This is a genomic window from Mucilaginibacter sp. MD40 (assembly GCF_002288635.1).
Lineage (GTDB): Bacteria > Bacteroidota > Bacteroidia > Sphingobacteriales > Sphingobacteriaceae > Mucilaginibacter.
The window spans coordinates 319,012-337,255 of the sequence record NZ_NRSW01000001.1; the positions used below are offsets into that span (position 1 = coordinate 319,012).

The 18,244-nt window shown below is 44.5% G+C and carries 16 protein-coding genes; 10 read left to right on the forward strand and 6 right to left on the reverse strand.

Translation table 11 applies throughout. The features are described 5' to 3' along the window. Nucleotides 1-8 precede the first annotated feature (8 nt). From lptC to CKK33_RS01480, 7 genes are all read left to right on the forward strand, one after another. Nucleotides 9-587 (forward strand): LPS export ABC transporter periplasmic protein LptC, encoded by a 579-nt coding sequence (lptC, locus tag CKK33_RS01450; protein WP_095702398.1) that lies wholly within the window; start codon nucleotides 9-11, stop codon nucleotides 585-587. A 115-nt stretch (nucleotides 588-702) separates the two neighbouring features. Then, nucleotides 703-2,790, forward strand: a complete 2,088-nt coding sequence (locus CKK33_RS01455) for a SurA N-terminal domain-containing protein (RefSeq protein WP_369803584.1) — start codon at nucleotides 703-705, stop codon at nucleotides 2,788-2,790. Nucleotides 2,791-2,871: 81 nt separating this feature from the next. Then, nucleotides 2,872-3,387, forward strand: coding sequence for a DUF2480 family protein (locus CKK33_RS01460; protein ID WP_095702400.1), 516 nt, complete (start codon nucleotides 2,872-2,874; stop codon nucleotides 3,385-3,387). 34 nt (nucleotides 3,388-3,421) lie between these two features. Then, on the forward strand, nucleotides 3,422-4,204 hold the full coding sequence (locus tag CKK33_RS01465; RefSeq protein WP_233138129.1) for a DUF3108 domain-containing protein: 783 nt from the start codon (nucleotides 3,422-3,424) through the stop codon (nucleotides 4,202-4,204). Between the two features lie 8 nt (nucleotides 4,205-4,212). Then, entirely contained in the window at nucleotides 4,213-4,776 is a 564-nt protein-coding gene (locus tag CKK33_RS01470; RefSeq protein WP_095702401.1) for a DUF3109 family protein, read from the forward strand. A 76-nt stretch (nucleotides 4,777-4,852) separates the two neighbouring features. Next, the gene (gene gmd, locus CKK33_RS01475) at nucleotides 4,853-5,989 is read left to right on the forward strand and encodes a GDP-mannose 4,6-dehydratase (RefSeq protein ID WP_095702402.1); all 1,137 of its coding nucleotides are present in this window, start codon (nucleotides 4,853-4,855) and stop codon (nucleotides 5,987-5,989) included. A 20-nt stretch (nucleotides 5,990-6,009) separates the two neighbouring features. Next, nucleotides 6,010-7,623 (forward strand): gliding motility protein RemB, encoded by a 1,614-nt coding sequence (locus CKK33_RS01480; protein ID WP_095702403.1) that lies wholly within the window; start codon nucleotides 6,010-6,012, stop codon nucleotides 7,621-7,623. Nucleotides 7,624-7,697: 74 nt separating this feature from the next. Here the strand turns inward: CKK33_RS01480 and CKK33_RS01485 are convergent, their stop codons facing one another. After that, nucleotides 7,698-8,183, reverse strand: a complete 486-nt coding sequence (locus CKK33_RS01485) for a hypothetical protein (RefSeq protein ID WP_095702404.1) — start codon at nucleotides 8,181-8,183, stop codon at nucleotides 7,698-7,700. Beyond that, nucleotides 8,180-9,514, reverse strand: a complete 1,335-nt coding sequence (tilS, locus tag CKK33_RS01490; protein ID WP_095702405.1) for a tRNA lysidine(34) synthetase TilS — start codon at nucleotides 9,512-9,514, stop codon at nucleotides 8,180-8,182. The genes CKK33_RS01485 and tilS overlap by 4 nt, the downstream gene beginning before the upstream one ends. 50 nt (nucleotides 9,515-9,564) lie before the next feature. Here tilS and CKK33_RS01495 point away from each other — a divergent pair, with 50 nt between their 5' ends. After that, the gene (locus tag CKK33_RS01495) at nucleotides 9,565-11,961 is read left to right on the forward strand and encodes an OstA-like protein (RefSeq protein WP_158223371.1); all 2,397 of its coding nucleotides are present in this window, start codon (nucleotides 9,565-9,567) and stop codon (nucleotides 11,959-11,961) included. A gap of 4 nt (nucleotides 11,962-11,965) precedes the next feature. Here CKK33_RS01495 and CKK33_RS01500 read toward each other — a convergent pair whose 3' ends face one another. Continuing rightward, complete coding sequence (locus CKK33_RS01500; RefSeq protein WP_095702407.1) at nucleotides 11,966-12,547, reverse strand: non-canonical purine NTP diphosphatase; 582 nt, start codon at nucleotides 12,545-12,547, stop codon at nucleotides 11,966-11,968. Nucleotide 12,548: 1 nt separating this feature from the next. Continuing rightward, a complete protein-coding gene (locus tag CKK33_RS01505) occupies nucleotides 12,549-13,160 on the reverse strand; it encodes a hypothetical protein (protein WP_095702408.1) in 612 nt (203 codons plus the stop codon). Nucleotides 13,161-13,315: 155 nt separating this feature from the next. On the opposite strand from CKK33_RS01505, the gene CKK33_RS01510 reads away from it, so the two are divergent. Both CKK33_RS01510 and CKK33_RS01515 read left to right on the forward strand, forming a co-directional pair. Further along, nucleotides 13,316-14,707 (forward strand): peptidylprolyl isomerase, encoded by a 1,392-nt coding sequence (locus CKK33_RS01510; protein WP_095702409.1) that lies wholly within the window; start codon nucleotides 13,316-13,318, stop codon nucleotides 14,705-14,707. Nucleotides 14,708-14,716: 9 nt separating this feature from the next. Then, a complete protein-coding gene (locus tag CKK33_RS01515; RefSeq protein WP_095702410.1) occupies nucleotides 14,717-15,679 on the forward strand; it encodes a MoxR family ATPase in 963 nt (320 codons plus the stop codon). 89 nt (nucleotides 15,680-15,768) lie between these two features. On the opposite strand, the gene CKK33_RS01520 is transcribed toward CKK33_RS01515, so the two are convergent. After that, nucleotides 15,769-16,635 (reverse strand): nuclear transport factor 2 family protein, encoded by an 867-nt coding sequence (locus CKK33_RS01520; RefSeq protein ID WP_095702411.1) that lies wholly within the window; start codon nucleotides 16,633-16,635, stop codon nucleotides 15,769-15,771. Nucleotides 16,636-16,728: 93 nt separating this feature from the next. Further along, nucleotides 16,729-18,219 (reverse strand): cysteine--tRNA ligase, encoded by a 1,491-nt coding sequence (gene cysS / locus CKK33_RS01525; protein ID WP_095702412.1) that lies wholly within the window; start codon nucleotides 18,217-18,219, stop codon nucleotides 16,729-16,731. Between the last annotated feature and the right edge of the window lie 25 nt (nucleotides 18,220-18,244).

The following is an 18,244-nucleotide window of genomic DNA, read 5'->3' on the forward strand; positions in this document are numbered from 1 at the left end:
CATTTCACATGCTTAGAAGGCTAAAACACGTATTTGCCTATCTTCCTTTACTATGCGCGGGCATAGGTTTAACTGCCTGCGAGAACGACCTGAACAAGGTAAGGGCTATTGCCGCGGCTGATGCTACAAAGCCCATACAGCGTACTACCGGCGTTGATATGATCTTTAGCGACTCGGCCATTTTGAAGGCCCGCCTGCTTACACCGCTTTTGCTGGAGTATGACACCAAGGATTCATCATCCTACAAATATATGCCCAAAGGGGTAAAGGTCTTTCTATTTGACAAGGGCAGCACCAAGCCCGAAGCAAATGTGGTGGCCGATACCGGCTATTATTACGATGCCAAAGAGCTGGTGGTATTTAAAAAAAATGTAGTGGCCGTAAATGACGAAGGCACCAAATACCAGTCGGAAGAATTACGGTGGGACAGGAAAACCAATAAGCTTTACTCCAACAAAGAAGTACTGATGACCAAACCTACGGGCGACCAGATGAAAGGAACCAGTTTTGAAAGCATCGGTCTTAAAAATCCGGTGTTCCAGAATGCTACTGCCGTTATCCACGTAAACGGCGATCTTACGCAATAATGCTCAAATATTTACGCAAACTTTTGTATGATAAAAGTTTAGTAAAAATTGTATCTTGCGCCTCTTTTTGAAGAAAAAATAAAATATATACAGTTGTATGGGTATCATGAGTTATATGCGGGAGCGGATGGGAAAACTCCTCGCAATATTTATTGGTGTAGCGCTTTTAGGCTTTATTGCTGAAGAGGTTATACGTTCAGGCAGTTCGTTTTTCAGGGGTGATGCAACCACTGTAGCTATAGTGAACGGCGAAAAAATTGACTATAAAGATTTTAATGCCCGCATTGAGGCAAGCACACAGCAGTTTAAACAACAATACAACCAGCCTTTAACGGCACAGGTTACTGATTATATCCAGAATACCACCTGGAACCAGCTTTTAGCCAGCCTTTTATTGAAAAAAGAAAGCGAAAAATTAGGGCTGGTAGTTGGCGACGCGGAAAGCGCAGCCATGATCAGTGGTAACAACCCCGACCCGCAGATACAAAGCCAGTTTGCTGATGAAAGCGGTAAGTTTGATAAAGCTAAACTTAACCAGTTCCTTGCCTACGTACAATCAGGCAAAATGGCTCCTGCCGAAATGCAGCGCTGGGGCGAGTTTGTGAACAACCTGATAGAGAACAAAAAACAGCAAAAATATCTTGCGTTGATCAGCAACGGATTATATGTAAACTCGCTTGACGCGCAGGACGACTATACCAACAAAAATAAGCTGGCCAACTTTAAATACACGGTACTTGACTACGCATCTATTCCTGATGCCAGCGTTAAACCAACCGATGATGATTACAGCACTTATTACAACGAGCACAAAGCCTTATTCAAAAACACGGATGAAACCCGCAGTTTTGACTATGTAAGCTTTAATGCCGCTCCCTCAAAAAAGGATAGCGCGGTAATAAAAGAGCAGGTTGATAAATTGGCAGCCGCTTTTAAAGAAAGCAAAAACGACTCACTATTTGTACAAATTAACGCGGAAACCAAACAGCCTATCACGTTTCTTAAAAAGGGACAATTAGAGCCAAAACTGGATTCGGTAATGTTTAATGCCGAAAAAGGCTTTATGTATGGCCCTTACCTGAGCAACGGCAGCTATAAAATTGCCAAGCTCGTTGATGTGAAAGTTGGACCGGACTCTGTTAAAGCAAGACACATTCTTTTAAACCCTGCTACCGAAGGTGGTATGGATAAAGCCGTAGCCAAAGCAGATTCATTAAAGAAATTGATACAGGGCGGCAAATCATTTGATGAACTGGCAAAAACCTTCTCAATTGATAAGAACTCCGCAGTAAAAGGCGGTGACCTGGGTACTTTTGCCCGTGGTGCCATGATACCAGCCTTTGAAGATGCCGCTTTTGACGGTAAACCAGGCGACCTTAAAGTTGTTAAATCGCAATTTGGCGTACACTTGCTGCAGATAGAGAGCCAGAAAGGTTCATCAAAAGTAGTAAAGGTAGCCATTGTTGATAAACCATTAAGCCCAAGCAGCGAAACGCAAAACGCGGTTTATGCTAAAGCTCAACAGTTCTTAAGCACAGCTACAGCAGATAATTTTGCAGCACAAGCTAAAAAAGCGGGCCTTACCGTAAAAACATCTGATGATGTTACCCCAACCGCTGCCAGCATCCCTGGCCTTGAAAGCGCCCGCCCGGTTATTAAATGGGCTTTCGGCGCAGATAAAGGCGCTATAGCCGATCAGGTGTTTGCAGTAGGTGACCAATACATTGTTGCACGCCTTAACAGCATTAAACCTAAAGGTACTTTACCATTAGAAGACGTTAAAAAACAAATAGAACCTGCTGTAATTGCACAGGTAAAGGGCAAAATGCTTTCAGAAAAATTGCAGTCGGCACTTAACGGCGCAACTACTATTGACCAGGTAGCCCAAAAGGCAGGCAGCAAAGTAGTACCTCTGCAGAATATCGTGTTTGCTAATCCGGTTATCCCGGGTGCTTCTGCCGAGTATAAGCTTGTTGGTTCTATATTTGGTTCGCAGCCAAACAAACTATCAAAACCGGTTACCGGCCAGTCTGGCGTTTATGTATACACCGTTGATAGCTTTGTAAACCCTGCGGCGCTAACCAACACGGTTAGAGAAAAGCAGCAGCTTGACCAGGCATTGGCCCAGCGTACACCAAGCCTTGTACTTGATGCTTTGAAAGATAAGGCTAATGTAAAAGATAACAGAGCTAAGTTCTTATAACATAAAATTAAAGTAATTTTGTATCCGGCAGCGAATCATACTCCTGCCGGATTTTTTTATTTTATAAAAAGGATAAAGTTAATGGAGATACAGGAGAACATTGTTAACAAAGTGGCACAAAGCGGCCTGGTTACCTTAGATCCGGCACAGTTTTATGTGGCAGGCGAACGGGTGGTATATGATATCAAAGACAACCTTTTCCACGGGCTTATCCTTAAAGAAAAAGATTTCAGGGAGTTTGTAAAAGGCCATGACTGGGCACAATACCAGGATAAATATGTGGCCTTAACTTGCACTGCCGACGCTATTGTACCGGCCTGGGCTTATATGCTGCTGGCTAACCGCATTGCGCCCTATGCTAAAGAAGTAGTATTTGGCGATGCAGAGGTACTGGAAACGGTTTTGTTTATAAAAGCGGTAAGCGCGTTTGACGCAGAGCAATACCGCGACCAGCGTGTAGTAATAAAAGGTTGCGGCGATGTACCTGTACCTGTGGCAGCCTATGTAGAACTTACACAAAAACTCACCCCGGTTGCTAAAAGCCTCATGTTTGGCGAGCCTTGCTCAACGGTACCCATCTATAAACGCAGGGATTAAACCGTAGCATGGTAATTGCGTCAAAAACCATTAAATGAGAAAATACCTTACAGCGCTTATTTTGATCATGGGCAGCCTGGCTGCTTTTGGACAGGAGCAGGCGACAAAAACAAAAGAAGTTGCATTTAAAGCAGGCGAGCAAATTACTTATAAACTGCGCTACGGCTTTTTAAGCGCTGCCGAAACAGTGATACGCGTTGAAGATACACCCTTAAAATTTGAAGGCCACCAGGCACTGCACATTAACGCGCAAGCTAAGACCGTAGGCACATTTAATTTTTTATTCAAGGTTCGCAACGAATACCACAGCTATATTGACCCGGTTACCCTGCTGCCTTATTATTATTCGGAGAACAGAAAAGAATCCAGATATACCCACTCTGACCGCGTAACCTTTGATCACGAAAAAAATGTGATCACGGCTGATAAAGGGCAGTTCCCGTTCAAAGGCAATGTATTTGATTTCCTATCGTGTTATTACTTTGCCCGTAATATTGATATCAGCGGTCTAAAGATCAACGAAAAGCTGGAATTACGCTATTTTCTGGAGGATGGTATACACTCCCTTACCATTACCTACCTCGGTAAAGAGCAGGTAAAATGTGGTTTGGGTACTTTTAACTGCTTAAAGTTTAGCCCTACAATTATACCCGGGCGTATATTTAAAAAGAATAGTAAGCTATATTTGTGGATTACCGACGATAAGAACCGCATACCGGTTAAAGCCAATGTGGAAATTATTGTAGGTAGCCTTACAATGGATCTTACACAGGCGAGCGGCTTAAAGTATCCGCTCAACCCTGTAAAAAACAATTAATTGCTATGATGATAGAAGTGGGCAGCGTGCTGGTGAACGAGGAGGTGGTATCTAATAACTTTGTTTGTAATTTAACTAAGTGCAAGGGCGCATGTTGCCTCGAAGGTGATTCGGGCGCGCCGCTTAACCATGATGAGTTGCATATCTTAAAAGATATTTACCCCAAGGTAAAACCCTACATGACGGCCAAAGGCATTGCTACTGTAGAACAGACCGGCACTCACGTTACCGATTTTGAGGGCGATTATACCACCCCCTGTGTTGATACCAATAAAGAATGTGCCTACGTTACCTGGGAAAATGGCATTACCAAATGCGCTATCGAAAAAGCTTATGAGGCGGGCGATATCAGCTGGCAAAAACCCATATCATGCCATCTGTACCCTATACGCATCACCGCGTACCCGGAGTTTGATGTACTTAATTACGACCGTTGGAGCATATGCAGCCCGGCATGTGCTTTTGGAGATGAATTAAAAGTTAGGGTGCATGAATTCTTAAAAGGCCCGCTTACCCGTAAATATGGCGAGGAGTGGTACCGCGAATTGGAAGATGCCGTAGCGCAACTGTAATACCGCTTAGCATACCGCAACCGATACAAGCTTTTACAATTAATTTAGATAATATTGCAGTTTATATTATTTATTAATGAAAAAGGCTTTAATTACGGGTATCACCGGGCAGGATGGTGCATATTTAGCTGAATTTTTACTTAAAAAAGGTTATGAGGTACACGGCATTAAACGCAGGGCTTCCTCGTTTAATACCGACAGAATAGACCATTTATACCACGATCCGCATGAAAGCGGCACGAGGTTATTTCTGCATTACGGCGACCTTACCGACTCTATGAACCTCACCAGGCTCATACAGGAGATACAGCCCGACGAAATATATAACCTGGGCGCACAAAGCCACGTAAAGGTCAGCTTCGATTCGCCGGAGTATACGGCCAATGCCGATGGTATTGGCGTGCTGCGCATACTGGAAGCCATACGTTTATTAGGGCTTACACAAAAAACACGCCTGTATCAGGCTTCCACATCAGAACTATACGGCTTGGTACAACATGTTCCGCAAAGCGAGAGCACGCCTTTCTATCCGCGTTCGCCATACGCGGTGGCCAAGTTATACGGCTACTGGATAATTGTAAACTACCGCGAAGCCTATAACATGTATGCCTGCAACGGCATCTTGTTTAACCATGAAAGCCCTATTCGAGGCGAAACTTTCGTTACCCGTAAAATCACACGCGCCGTAGCTAAAATAGCGCTTGGTTTGCAGGATTGCCTGTACATGGGCAACCTGAGCGCCCAACGCGACTGGGGCCATGCCAAAGACTATATTGTGGCTATGTGGCTCATGCTGCAGCAGGATAAGCCACAGGATTACGTAATTGCTACCGGTGTAACCACCACCGTGCGCGACTTTATACGCATGGCCTTTGCTGAGCTGGGTATAGAAATAGAATTTAGCGGCAAAGATGAGGCAGAAAAAGGCGTGATCATTGACATTGACGCTGAAAAAGCCGCATCATTCGGGTTAAATACCGATGCCTTAAAATTCGGGCAAACCATTGTAAGGGTCGATCCGAAATACTTCCGCCCTACGGAGGTTGACCTGCTTATAGGCGACCCATCAAAAGCAAAAAAACAGCTGGGCTGGGAGCCTGCTTATGACCTGCACGCGTTAATAACAGACATGGTACATGCAGATCTGCATGCAGCAAAAAAAGACGAGTACATCAAAAAAGGCGGATTTAAAACATTAAACTACTTTGAGTAGTTTAACCATCTACTTTATATATGAAGAAAATATTTATCAGCATCAGCTTGTTATTGGCTGTTACAGGTGTTGCCCGCTCACAGGCAATATATCAGCCATATTCTTACCAGTTATACCAAAAGTTTGATGCTGAAAATTACTCCACCAAAACCCGCTTACATACGGCGCTGAAACCTTCTTTAATAGGCGATTCGGTGTTGATGCGCAGTTACGATTCCATCATGAACTACGGGCGCTATAATGGTGATAACGCTTTATATAATAAGCTTTTTAACGAGCACCAGGTTGACGTAAAAGGTAATAACTCCACCTTTTACGCTGATCTTTTACCCGATTTTAACATAGGCCGCGATTTTTCTAAAAAACAAAATACTTGGTTAAGCTCACTCGGTTTACAGGTTGGTGGTACCATAGGCAACAAGTTCTATTATAATGTTACGGGTTACCTCAACCGCTCGGTAGTACCGGCTTACATTTCTACCTACATACGACAGGTAGGTGTTGTACCGGGTATGGCATACGCGGGTACTTACAACAGCAACCCCAATGCCTATGCCTGGGATTATATTATGGCCATAGCCTCGTATACGCCAAATAAGTATATTAATATCACCGCCGGGCGCGATAAAAACTTTATCGGCGATGGTTATCGGTCGCTCCTACTGTCAGATTACGCTTCACCTTACCCTTTCTTCAAGCTTACGGCTAACCTGGGTAACGTAAGGTACATGGCTATGTGGGCTTACTTTAATGACCCTGCCAACACCAGCCAGCTACGTACCGATCAGCACAAATGGGGTGTTTTTCATTACCTGGACTGGAACGTAAGCAACCGCCTGTCATTAGGATTTTATGATTCTGTGATATGGGGCAACGTAGATGATAAAGGCCATGTACGCGGTTTTGATTTCAACTACATCAATCCGGTTATATTTCTGCGGCCTATTGAAGCGGCCAGCGGCTCACCGGATAACGCGCTTATTGGCATTACTACCAAGTATAAAATTACCGATGGCATAACCGCCTACGGGCAATTCTCATTGGATGAGTTTACCGCAAAAGAGTTTTTCGGCAACTCCGGGTACCTCAATAATAAATTTGGGTACCAGGTAGGTTTCAGAGGCCCTAACCTATTTGGCGTTAAAAACCTCAATTATCTGGTGGAAACCAACACCGTAAGGCCATACACTTATTCTGAGCGTTACAGTATTCTCAATTATTCTGAAAACAGCGAAGCTTTGGCACATCCCTGGGGTGCTAATTTCCGCGAAGTGGTAGGGTTGCTGAGTTACTCCATAAACCGTTTCGACTTGATGGGCGAAATTGACTACGGCCACTACGGACTGGATGCCAACGGGATAAATTACGGCAAGGATATTTTCAAGAACTACACCGAAGCCCCTAAGCTTTATGGCAACAACATAGCACAGGGCGTGGCAACCAATATGGTATACCTGCAAGGGAAGGTAGCCTATCTGATCAACCCTAAGTACAACTTGAGGCTTGAGCTTGGCGGTATTTACCGTACAGAAAAGAACACCGCGTTTAATGATAAAACGGCCATGGTCACATTTGGCATACGCAGTTCGTTCCGCAACATTTATACGGATCTGGCCAGCTATAAAACACACTAAACCAATTTGGTTACATAACAACAAAGGCAGCGTTAGCTGACTTTGTTGTTATGATGGTACGAGATCATTTGTGCTCAATCCGCTTTCATTTCATTTTTGATGGCCCTCAGGAACTCATTAGCATGTTGCGAGCCAATAATATAAACCAGTCCATCACGATCTGTCAAGTGGATGGCATCGTTACCTGCTGCGTAAAAGCGTATAGTGCCCTTAGTATGCAGGTTGTATACCGGGTTATTGAACAGGTAGCGGCTGTAAGTACCCTTTTCAACCTTAACAATACTGTGCAGATCTATCTTTACACGGCGGGTACTCCATAACCCATCAAGTAAAATGCTCTTGTTGATCACTTTGGTACTAAAGTGCAACAGAAAGCCCATGATAATGGATATAATGATGATAACGAAACCTACTATAGCCAGCAGGTCGCCATTGCGTTCGCGCTCATCGGTAAAAAAGTAAGCGGCAAAACAAAACAGGGCCAGCACCAGGCGGATGGTGATGGGTATCCACTCGCGGCCAAGGTATTGCTTTTCAATAAAAACGGCTTTTTCGCTCATATTTTGTACAGCTCGAATATAGTAACTTTTTTAGTGGTATTGCTCACCTTATAATCATCATGCAGCCGGTAGCCTCCGATCCACACGATGTCGCCATTGCCATTTATTAGTAAGGGTATATGGTTCTTTGCATGCAAGGGCACTTTCTGATGAATAAAAAAATCGCTGAGCTTTTGCCGGGTACGCATCCCCAGCGGCTTAAAGCTATCGCCCTGCTGCCAGCCGCGAACCGTTAACGGATATACCAGTTTATCCGCGTCTACAGAAACAGCCATGGGGTTATCTTTAATGATCAGCGGACTGTCGTCATGTAAAATATGCATCCGGTAATCCATCCCATCGACGCTCTTGTCTTTTTGGTTTATGCTTACCGCTTCCTGCGGTTTGTGGCTCAGTGGGGTAATGATCAACTCCTCCCTGTCAACCACCAGCAAATAGCCCGGGCTCTTAAAGCTGCGCCCCGCGTGTTTGTTCAGGGCCGGTATCAGGTCGTCAACAATGCTTTCTGTAAAGCCGTAAGGCTGCAAAAGCTTATACAGTAATAATCTTTTAGGCACAAGCGAATTAACGCGTTCAATATTTATCCGTAGCTCATCTCCCTGTACGCTAAGCAACTCCTCTGTAATTTGCTTAACATGCATATCAAGCAGCAGTTCCATATCCCTGAAATTGCGCAGGTTGTTCTCAAAGGTAGCTTCCAGGTTGGGGTTAAGCTCTTTTAGAACAGGTACCACCAGGTGCCGAAGTTTATTGCGGGCATATTTAACCGATGCATTGGAAGCATCCTCCACATAAGTTAACCCTTCGGTAGTAATGATACTTTGTATCTCGTCGCGGCTTAAAAAGAGCATCGGCCGTGTTAAATTACCATTCTTGGGTAAAATGCCATGCATGCCCGCTATACCTGTACCCCGTGTAAGGTTTAACAATATAGTTTCAATCGTATCGTTTTGATGATGAGCAAGCGCGATGGTATCAAAACCATGCTGGCTACTCAGTTGTTGGAACCATTGGTAACGCAGGTCGCGGGCAGCCATTTGTACAGATAGCTTATTTTCGTCGGCATACTGCTTTGTTGCAAACCGGGTAGCATAATAATTAACGCCGAGCGTTTTGGACAGTTCGCGGGTAAATAGCTCATCGGCATCGGCATCTGCTCCCCTCATGGTAAAATTGCAGTGCGCTATGGCAAAGTTATAACCTGCCGCTTTGAGCAGGTGTGCCATCAGCACCGAGTCCATGCCGCCGCTTACCGCTGCCAGTATTTTGCAAGCAGGTGTAAATAACCTATTTTGTTCAATAAATTCAACAAAGCGTTTAACTGGCAGCATAGGCCAAAATTATTAATTTAATAAGCCCGGCAAAAAACTAATTTTGCATCGTGATAAAATACATCCTTTCTACACTTCTCTTACTGGCAACTTTAACTGTTTCAGCGCAGAAAAGATCTGTTGTGAAGTTAATTTCTTCTAAGAACAGCCGCCTGGTCACCATCAATGGCAAGGATGTAATTAAGGTGTATGATGGTGTTTTTACGCAGGACTATTCCACCATGCGGTCTGACAGCGGATACTTTTACGCCGACCAAAACGCTTTTGATGCCTTTGGCAATGTACATATCACCCAGGGCGATACGCTCAACATCTATTCTGATAAACTCAATTATAACGGGAATACCAAGATTGCCATACTGACTGATAATGTAAAACTGATTGACCGCGACGCTACACTTACTACTAATTACCTTACCTACAATACCGCTACACGGGTAGGTACCTACACCGGCGGTGGTAAGCTGGTAAATAAGGATAATACACTTACCAGCAAGAACGGATATTACTTTGCCTACTCCCGCGACTCATACTTCAGGTACAACGTAAATTTGCTTACAGCCGACGCGCTGATAAAAACCGACACTTTGCGATATAACACCGGTAGCCGCATAGCATTTTTTTATGGCCCTACCAATATTTACGATACAAAGGGCAAGAAAGACACACTATATACCGAGAACGGGCTTTACAATACCATCACAGAACAGGCCTTTTTCGGTAAGAAGAACCTGTACAAACAAGGCACCAAAACCTTAACCGGCGATAGTTTATTTTACGACAGACTAAAGGGCTACGGCCGTGCCGTAAAACGGGTAACATTTAAGGACCGTGAACAAAATATTACCCTAAAGGGCCAGCTGGCTACGTATTACCGGGCTACAGAGCGCACCGTTGTAACGCAAGACCCATATGTAATTTTAGTTACCGAAGAAAAAGACACCACTAAAACCGATAGTGTTAAGGCCAAAATAAACACAAAGATCGCCTCGAAAACTGTTAAAAAAGCCGATCCCTTAGCGGTGAAAACACCACCTGGCACTATGCCGGTAAAAAGCCTTTCTACATCAGCTGCAGACACAACCAAAGCAAGCCTGGTTAAGCCCACACCACAAAAAGTAAAGCGCGACTCCATTTATATATCAGCCGATTCGCTGGAAACGCAAATGGTTACGTTTAAAGATTATAAACAAATGCAGCTGAAACCTGTGCGTGATACCAGCGCCAAGGCAAAAGGTGCAAAGGTGGCCGGCCGTAAGGCTGTTTTAGAATTTAATCCGCCATGGCAGGTTACAGATACTGCAAGGGTGCGCTATACCGGTTACTTCGCTGAAATGCTGAGGCAAAAGGCTGAAAAGGCCAGCAAGTTAACATCCGGAGCGAAAAAACCGTCTGCCAATACTGCTCGCCCCGGAGTAGGAGGTAATCCAAAGGGAGATGGCGCGGCAGCAGTTGACGATACTGACGACCTGAACAAAGACCCGATATTTTATACACCTCCGCTCAATCTTAAAGATACGGCACGCATCAGGATTGTGAAAGCCTACCATGGCGCTAAACTGTTTAAATCGGATCTGCAGGCTAAAGCCGATTCCATGTTTTACAGCTACGCTGATTCAACCCTGCGTTGTTATGTTAACCCGATGATATGGGCGCAGGGTTCGCAGTTATCGGGCGATACGATCACCATTCAGATGAAGAATAAGAAACTGGATAACTTAACCATGTATCCTTCATCATTTATCGTGAATATTGAGAATAACGACTCCACGCATTTTAACCAGATAGCGGGCAAACGCATGAAAGGCTATTTTGTAAAGGATAAGCTTGACCGGATGTTTGTTGTGGGCAATGCCGAAAGTATTTACTTTAGCCGCGACAGTTTGAAAAATGTAGATGGTATGCAGCGCTCTATCAGCAGCCGTATGAAAGTACATTTTAAAGAGAACAAGGCCTCTACCATTGTTTTCCTGACCAAGCCCGAACACCGTTACGGCCCGCTTGCAAAGTTTACCGAAGAAGATAAGATACTCAAGGGCTTTATATGGAAGCCGAAGGACAGGCCTGCTTCAAAGGAAGCTATCCTGCCATCATATAACCGCAAAATAGCGGCCCGTGAGGCTAAATCAGCGCCGGCGAAACCGGCAGGTACCAAACCCGGCGCGCCGGGAGCAGCAGGAGGGCGTACGTTAGATTCGCTCCGCAACAAACCGCCATTGAACACCCCAGCGGGGCAACCTAAAAAGGAATCAACAGCGCAACCAAAAGCAACAGGCGGAAATACTAATAACCGGGATAGTGTAGCGGTAAGAGTGCCTGCCGCTGTGAATACCGATAGCACAGATAATACACCTGCACCTATCAAGAACCGTCAGCAGCAGGGAACACCCGCACCATTGATGCCTAAAAACGTAAAACGCGATACCGTAGTAACCAAACAGCTTTAACCGGCTAAGCCTGGCTATTGAGAAAAGCTACCAGTTGTTCAACAGCCTTTCCGCGATGACTGATAGCATTTTTTTCGGCCATGCTCATTTCGGCGAAAGTAACATCATATCCGTCAGGCTGAAAGATCGGGTCGTATCCAAAACCTCCCGTGCCGCTGCGCTCCTGCCTGATGGTTCCTTCAACCACTCCTTCAAAAAAGTGTTCGGTACCGCTCCATATCAGTGATATCACGGTACGGAAACGTGCCCTGCGATCAGCTTCGCCATACATACGTTGCAATACCTTGTTCATGTTGGCATCATGGTCGCCATGTTGGCCGGCATACCGTGCGGAATAAACTCCCGGTTCATTGTTTAATGCTACTATCTCCAATCCGCTATCATCACCAAAGCAATTCAGGTTATATTTCTCATAGATATACCTGCTTTTAAGCGACGCGTTGGCATTAAATGTATCGCCAGTTTCGGCTATTTCATCGTTACAGCCAATATCGTCCAGGCTGAGTAGCTTTATGCTATTACTCACCTTAGCGGCTACTTCTTCCAGTTTATGCCGGTTATTAGTGGCAAATACTAACTTATGCATATTAAAGTGTTTTCATTTGTTCCCAAAAGGCCTTTTTATTCTCGTTGCTGCTCATCATATCGGCAAAGCTGAAACTGTACAATACATGTATCTTTTTCCCCTGTACGGCTTTATTGATTGGCAAATTTCCTATACCTGTAGGCAAAGCATTATTACCCATTATGACCAGTCGCGTTGGGTTAAAGTAAGCGGTTAGCGCGCTTAGCTGTACCGGTCCTGTCGTGTTTACATTCAGCAATGCCACATCTTCCTTGCTAAGCCCTTTACGGCTAAGTATGCTTTCCAGCGCAACACGGTGTTCGTCGGGTATATGTTCAACTCCGCCGTAGTTCACCAGTATCAGGAATTGCTTTTTATTTTCACCCCAATAATTAAAAGGCGGTTTTGTCGTTTCCTGTACAGGCTGAGCAATAACAACTGGCGCAGAGCTTTTAGTTTCATCCAGTGGCCTGGCTTCAGGTTGAATGGGTTCTGATACGACGGTAATAACTTCGTTTACCTGATCATCAGTAGGTACAATAGGGCTTGAAGCGGCTGAAAGCTGATCTTCGGGCAGCAGGTAAAGTTCCTCCTGCATAATAAATTGATAAGCCTGCGGATGTTCAACTTTCATACATTTAACAAATTTTAACCAAAAATACCTATTCCGACTGAAGCTTTATCAGCATATTCGCACAACGGCTTAATTATACGTCATATTTGATAAATTTTATCGAAATTTGCTTACTTAACGGATTGAATATCCGCCGTATTACTTTTAAATATTCCATGAGAAAATTAGGACTTTCCCTTTTAAATATCCTATTGGTTTTATCTGTTGCACAGGCACAAACCAAGCGTACGCTTGATAAAATAGCAGCTGTTGTAGGTGGCAACATTGTGCTGCAATCTGATATTGAACTGCAATACGCGCAGTACATTGTTAGTGGGCAACAGCCCAACCCGGCAATTAAATGCGTGATACTGCAAAACCAGCTTACGCAAAAATTACTGGCACAACAGGCCGTGATAGACAGCGTACAGGTAAAAGATGAGGAAGTAGACGCGGAAGTTGACCGCCGTATGCGCTCTTTTATGCAACGCGCCGGCGGGCAGGAAAAACTGGAGCAGTTTCTGGGCCGTTCTGTTATTCAATACAAAGATGAAATGCGCCCGGATATAAAGGAATCCCTGATCGCGCAGCGAATGCGTGCCAAAATCACCGAAAAGGTAAACACTACCCCGCTTGACGTAAAAAACTACTTTGATAAGATCCCTAAAGACAGTATACCTACTTATAACAAAGAGGTAGAAGTGGGCGAAATTGTTTTTCAGCCCAAACTTACCCGCGAAGAAAAAGAATCGGCTAAACAAAAGATCACCGAACTACGCGAAAGGGTAAAAAAGGGTGAGGATTTTGCTACGCTGGCCGGCCTTTACTCACAGGATGGTTCAGCAGCTGAAGGTGGCGACCTGGGTTTCTTTGATCGCCAGCAAATGGCCAAAGAGTTTACCGCTAACGCTTTCCGCTTAAAAGCAGGCGAAATATCACCTGTGTTTGAAACAGAATTTGGCTTTCACTTTTTGCAGGTAATTGAACGCCGCGGTGAAACCGTACATGCCCGCCATATTATTATTATTCCGGCCATTACCGATGCGAGCCTTGAGCGTACGCATAAATTAGCAGACAGTGTTTATAAAGCGATGCTGGCTGTAAAGAACTTTGATTTTTCAAGCGCGGCTGCTTATTATTCTGACGATAAGGAAACCAAATATAATGGTGGTATGATGCTGAACGCTGATAATGTGCAAACCCGTACCACTTATATTCCTACGAATAAACTTGACCCGCAGGTAGCACTTGTGGTAGATACCATGAAAGTGGGTTCGATCTCTAAACCACAATTGTTTACAGACGCGCAAACCGGCAAAAAAAGCTACAAGATACTATACCTGAAATCGGCCACCAATGCGCATAAAGCTAATCTTGAACAGGATTTTGCTAAGCTAAAAGACGCGGCAACCAACGAGAAACTTAACCGCACCATTGCGCAATGGTTTGATAAACGCCGCAGCGAAACCTATATCAGGATCGACCCTGAGTTTCAGAGTTGCGATATACTTAAAAGCTGGATAACAGCATCTAAGAAAGATAACGCCCAGGCCAAAACCACAGAATAAGCATCATTTATGCAGTACCGCTCCGAAGTAGAGGCAGCAGATGCTTTAAAAAATGCCTACGATGATATCCGTGCTGAAATAGGTAAGGTAATTGTAGGGCAGGAAGAAGTTATCAAATTTGTGCTCATCTCTATCTTTAGTAATGGCCATTGCCTGTTAGTAGGCGTTCCGGGGCTGGCTAAAACTCTCCTGGTACAAACGGTAGCACAGGTACTCGACCTTGATTTTAAGCGCATACAGTTTACGCCCGACCTGATGCCGTCTGACATTATCGGCGCGGAAATATTGGGCGAAGACCGGAACTTTAAATTCATAAAAGGCCCTGTTTTCTCTAACATTATCCTGGCCGATGAGATTAACCGTACGCCGCCCAAAACACAGGCGGCGCTATTGGAAGCCATGCAGGAAAAAGCCGTAACTGCGGCGGGTGTTACACATAAATTAGCCGCGCCTTTTTTTGTACTGGCTACGCAAAACCCCATTGAACAGGAAGGCACTTATCCCCTGCCCGAAGCGCAGTTGGACCGCTTTATGTTTAACGTGGAGCTGGGTTACCCATCATTTAAAGAAGAGCTGGCCGTGGTTAGAAACACCACCGGAAACACTAAGCCCTCTATAAGCAGGAAGCTGGATGCCGCGCAGATCATCTATTTTCAGCAACTGGTACGCAATATCCCGGTGAACGATCATGTGCTGGAGTATGCCGTTAAGCTGGTAGCAAAAACCCGCCCTAACGGAGAATTTGCTACACCCGAAATTAAACGCCTGCTGAGCTGGGGCGCCGGGCCACGTGCCTCACAATTCCTGGTGCTGGGAGCCAAATGCCACGCGGTACTCAATGGTAAATACTCGCCTGACATTGAAGATGTGCGTGCTGTTGCCAAACCTATACTCAGCCACCGAATTGTTCGCAGCTACCATGCGGAAGCCGACGGACTAAGCGCCGGTGACATTGTAGAAAAACTGTTTTAAACAACCTTATACCTTTGCGTTAAGGTAGCCATAAAAAAAGGAAGGCGTGTTACTTTTAACACGCCTTCCTTTTTTGCTTTAGCAGTTATTTAATTTTCTACTGTTGAGAATATCTCTACCAATAAGTTCCAGCGGTGGTTGGCATCAATTTCCCATACACGTACATAGTTATAATTATTAACTACGTTACCCTTTTTTATACGGGCGGTACCGTATGAATATGCCAGATCATTACTGCTTGAACGGCCCGCGCTAACAGTTTGCCCGGTGATATTGATGGCCTCATTGGCTAAAAATTTCAATATTTTATCCGTTCCGGTTATCGGTTCGAAACCAGGAAAATAGTAACGTGCCTCGGGGCTTAAAAACTCTTTGTAGCCCGCAAGAGTTGAGAGTTCAAGCGAGTGGTTCAGGGTTTTATCTGTAGCCATGATAATATCCTTACCCGCAAATGGGTCTTTACTTGGCGCTTTTTGCTTTGTCAGGTCCGGCTCTTTAAAATCAATGGTTGCCTCCTGCTCTGGCTCCGGGTGCTGCTCACCTACGTTAAAAAGTAATTTTAACCTTCCTGAAGCCAGGTCTTTACGCCATATAGATACATAATCGCCATATATTTTATCGTCATCAGTTTTACCATTCTGGTAAACATAAGGGCCGGCCGTAACACCCAGGTCGCCGTTGGCAGATATACGGGCAAACTTTGGTTCGCCGTTGAGCTTACCTGGCTGCTTATCAATACTGCTGTAAAAGTCGGTTATTTTTATCGCGTTGGGCCTGAAAACCATTCCCTCGGCATCAGCAACAGATAAAAAACCATCTTTAATACCTTTACGCGAAACTTGTTTGTTAAAATCCTGATCTGCCGATACTACCTGGTTTACATTAACACTGTTTTGTGCAATGGCCGATATAACGGACCCGGAAAATAGTAGTGCAGTAAATATTGCTTTCTTCATGCTTGTAGATAGTATAGATTTGGTAAAGGCAAATTAATGATTATTTAAACTGATACATAAATGCACCCTTATCCAATTTGTTTTATTATTTTTTTAAATTCTTACCCAGTCTGTTGTGCCTTGCTTATTATCGTTGAGCTGGAATCCAATGCTTTTTAATCCCTCGCGTATCTTGTCAGATGTTGCATAATCTTTGCCTGCTTTAGCCTCATTACGCAGCTTAATGATCAATTGCATCAGTTCATCAGTATCACCGCTGTCGCTATCTTCCACCTTAAGGCCCAGCACATCAAAAAAGAAATCTGTGTACGTCTTTTTCATCCGCTCAAATGTTTGCGCCGTTATCTCTCCGGAGTTACGGATGCTTGCCGCATAAGAGTTGATCCACTTAGACAGGTTATTCAATGCCTCTAACGTTTTAGGTGAATTAAAATTGTCATTCATGCTATAATAGCAATCATCACAAAAGCCGTTGATCGCCTTGTCGGTTTCTTCATCAACAGCCGTCAATGCATTTTGCTGCAGTGAAGCCAGTTTACGAGCGGTTTCCGATAGTTTTTTGTAGAATATTTCAGCGGCATCAATGGCATCATTTGAAAAATCAACCGTGCTGCGGTAACTTGCCTGTAAAAAGAAAAAGCGTATCACCATAGGGCTATAGCCTTTTTTAAGCAAGGCATGTTCGCCAGTGAAAAGTTCATGCGGCAAAAAGCTATTGCCTAATGATTTTGACATTTTTTGCCCATTGGTGGTCAGCATATTGGTATGTATCCAATAATTAGCCGGCGTTTTACCGCAGCAAGCAATATTTTGAGCAATTTCGTTGGTGTGGTGAGTAGGCATGAGGTCCATACCTCCACCGTGGATGTCAAACTGGTGCCCCAGGTATTTATTGCTCATGGCCGAGCACTCAAGGTGCCAGCCCGGAAAGCCCATGCCCCAGGGAGAAGGCCACTGCATTAAATGCTCAGGCTTAGCTTTTATCCATAAGGCAAAATCAAGCTTGCCGCGTTTTTCATCCTGCCCGCCTAATGTGCGGGTATTGTTCAACATGTCTTCCAGCTTACGGCCGTTAAGCGCGCCGTAATCGTTGTTTTGGCTATATTTCTCTACATCAAAATAAACAGAGCCATCTACCTCGTAAGCGTAGCCGGCCGCAAGAATAGACTTTACCAGCTCTATCTGTTCTATGATATGGCCTGTAGCCGTCGGTTCAATACTTGGCGGTAGGGCGTTAAATATATCCATCACCTTATGGAAATCAATGGTATAACGCTGAACGATCTCCATCGGCTCCAATTGCTCTATCTTGGCCTTTTTTGATACTTTGTCCTCTCCTACATCACCATCACTCTCCAGGTGGCCGGCATCGGTTATATTTCGCACATAGCGCACCTTGTAGCCCAGGTGCAGCAGGTAACGGTAAATAAGGTCAAAGGCTATAAATGTGCGGCAGTTGCCCAAATGCACATCACTATATACAGTAGGGCCGCATACGTACATGCCTACGTGGCCCGGGTTAAGTGGCTTAAATTCCTCTTTGTTACGTGTTAAAGAGTTGTAAACAAATAATTTTTGTTCCATGAAGGCAAACTTACAATTTTAAGCG

Excerpts from the sequence above, each read along its gene's own strand:
- lptC (WP_095702398.1), top strand. The coding sequence starts at position 9 with ATGCTTAGAAGGCTAAAACACGTATTTGCCTATCTTCCTTTACTATGC.
- CKK33_RS01455 (WP_369803584.1), top strand. The coding sequence starts at position 703 with ATGCGGGAGCGGATGGGAAAACTCCTCGCAATATTTATTGGTGTAGCG.
- CKK33_RS01460 (WP_095702400.1), top strand. The coding sequence starts at position 2,872 with ATGGAGATACAGGAGAACATTGTTAACAAAGTGGCACAAAGCGGCCTG.
- CKK33_RS01465 (WP_233138129.1), top strand. The coding sequence starts at position 3,422 with ATGAGAAAATACCTTACAGCGCTTATTTTGATCATGGGCAGCCTGGCT.
- CKK33_RS01470 (WP_095702401.1), top strand. The coding sequence starts at position 4,213 with ATGATAGAAGTGGGCAGCGTGCTGGTGAACGAGGAGGTGGTATCTAAT.
- gmd (WP_095702402.1), top strand. The coding sequence starts at position 4,853 with ATGAAAAAGGCTTTAATTACGGGTATCACCGGGCAGGATGGTGCATAT.
- CKK33_RS01480 (WP_095702403.1), top strand. The coding sequence starts at position 6,010 with ATGAAGAAAATATTTATCAGCATCAGCTTGTTATTGGCTGTTACAGGT.
- CKK33_RS01485 (WP_095702404.1), bottom strand. The coding sequence starts at position 8,183 with ATGAGCGAAAAAGCCGTTTTTATTGAAAAGCAATACCTTGGCCGCGAG.
- tilS (WP_095702405.1), bottom strand. The coding sequence starts at position 9,514 with ATGCTGCCAGTTAAACGCTTTGTTGAATTTATTGAACAAAATAGGTTA.
- CKK33_RS01500 (WP_095702407.1), bottom strand. The coding sequence starts at position 12,547 with ATGCATAAGTTAGTATTTGCCACTAATAACCGGCATAAACTGGAAGAA.
- CKK33_RS01505 (WP_095702408.1), bottom strand. The coding sequence starts at position 13,160 with ATGAAAGTTGAACATCCGCAGGCTTATCAATTTATTATGCAGGAGGAA.
- CKK33_RS01510 (WP_095702409.1), top strand. The coding sequence starts at position 13,316 with ATGAGAAAATTAGGACTTTCCCTTTTAAATATCCTATTGGTTTTATCT.
- CKK33_RS01515 (WP_095702410.1), top strand. The coding sequence starts at position 14,717 with ATGCAGTACCGCTCCGAAGTAGAGGCAGCAGATGCTTTAAAAAATGCC.
- CKK33_RS01520 (WP_095702411.1), bottom strand. The coding sequence starts at position 16,635 with ATGAAGAAAGCAATATTTACTGCACTACTATTTTCCGGGTCCGTTATA.
- cysS (WP_095702412.1), bottom strand. The coding sequence starts at position 18,219 with ATGGAACAAAAATTATTTGTTTACAACTCTTTAACACGTAACAAAGAG.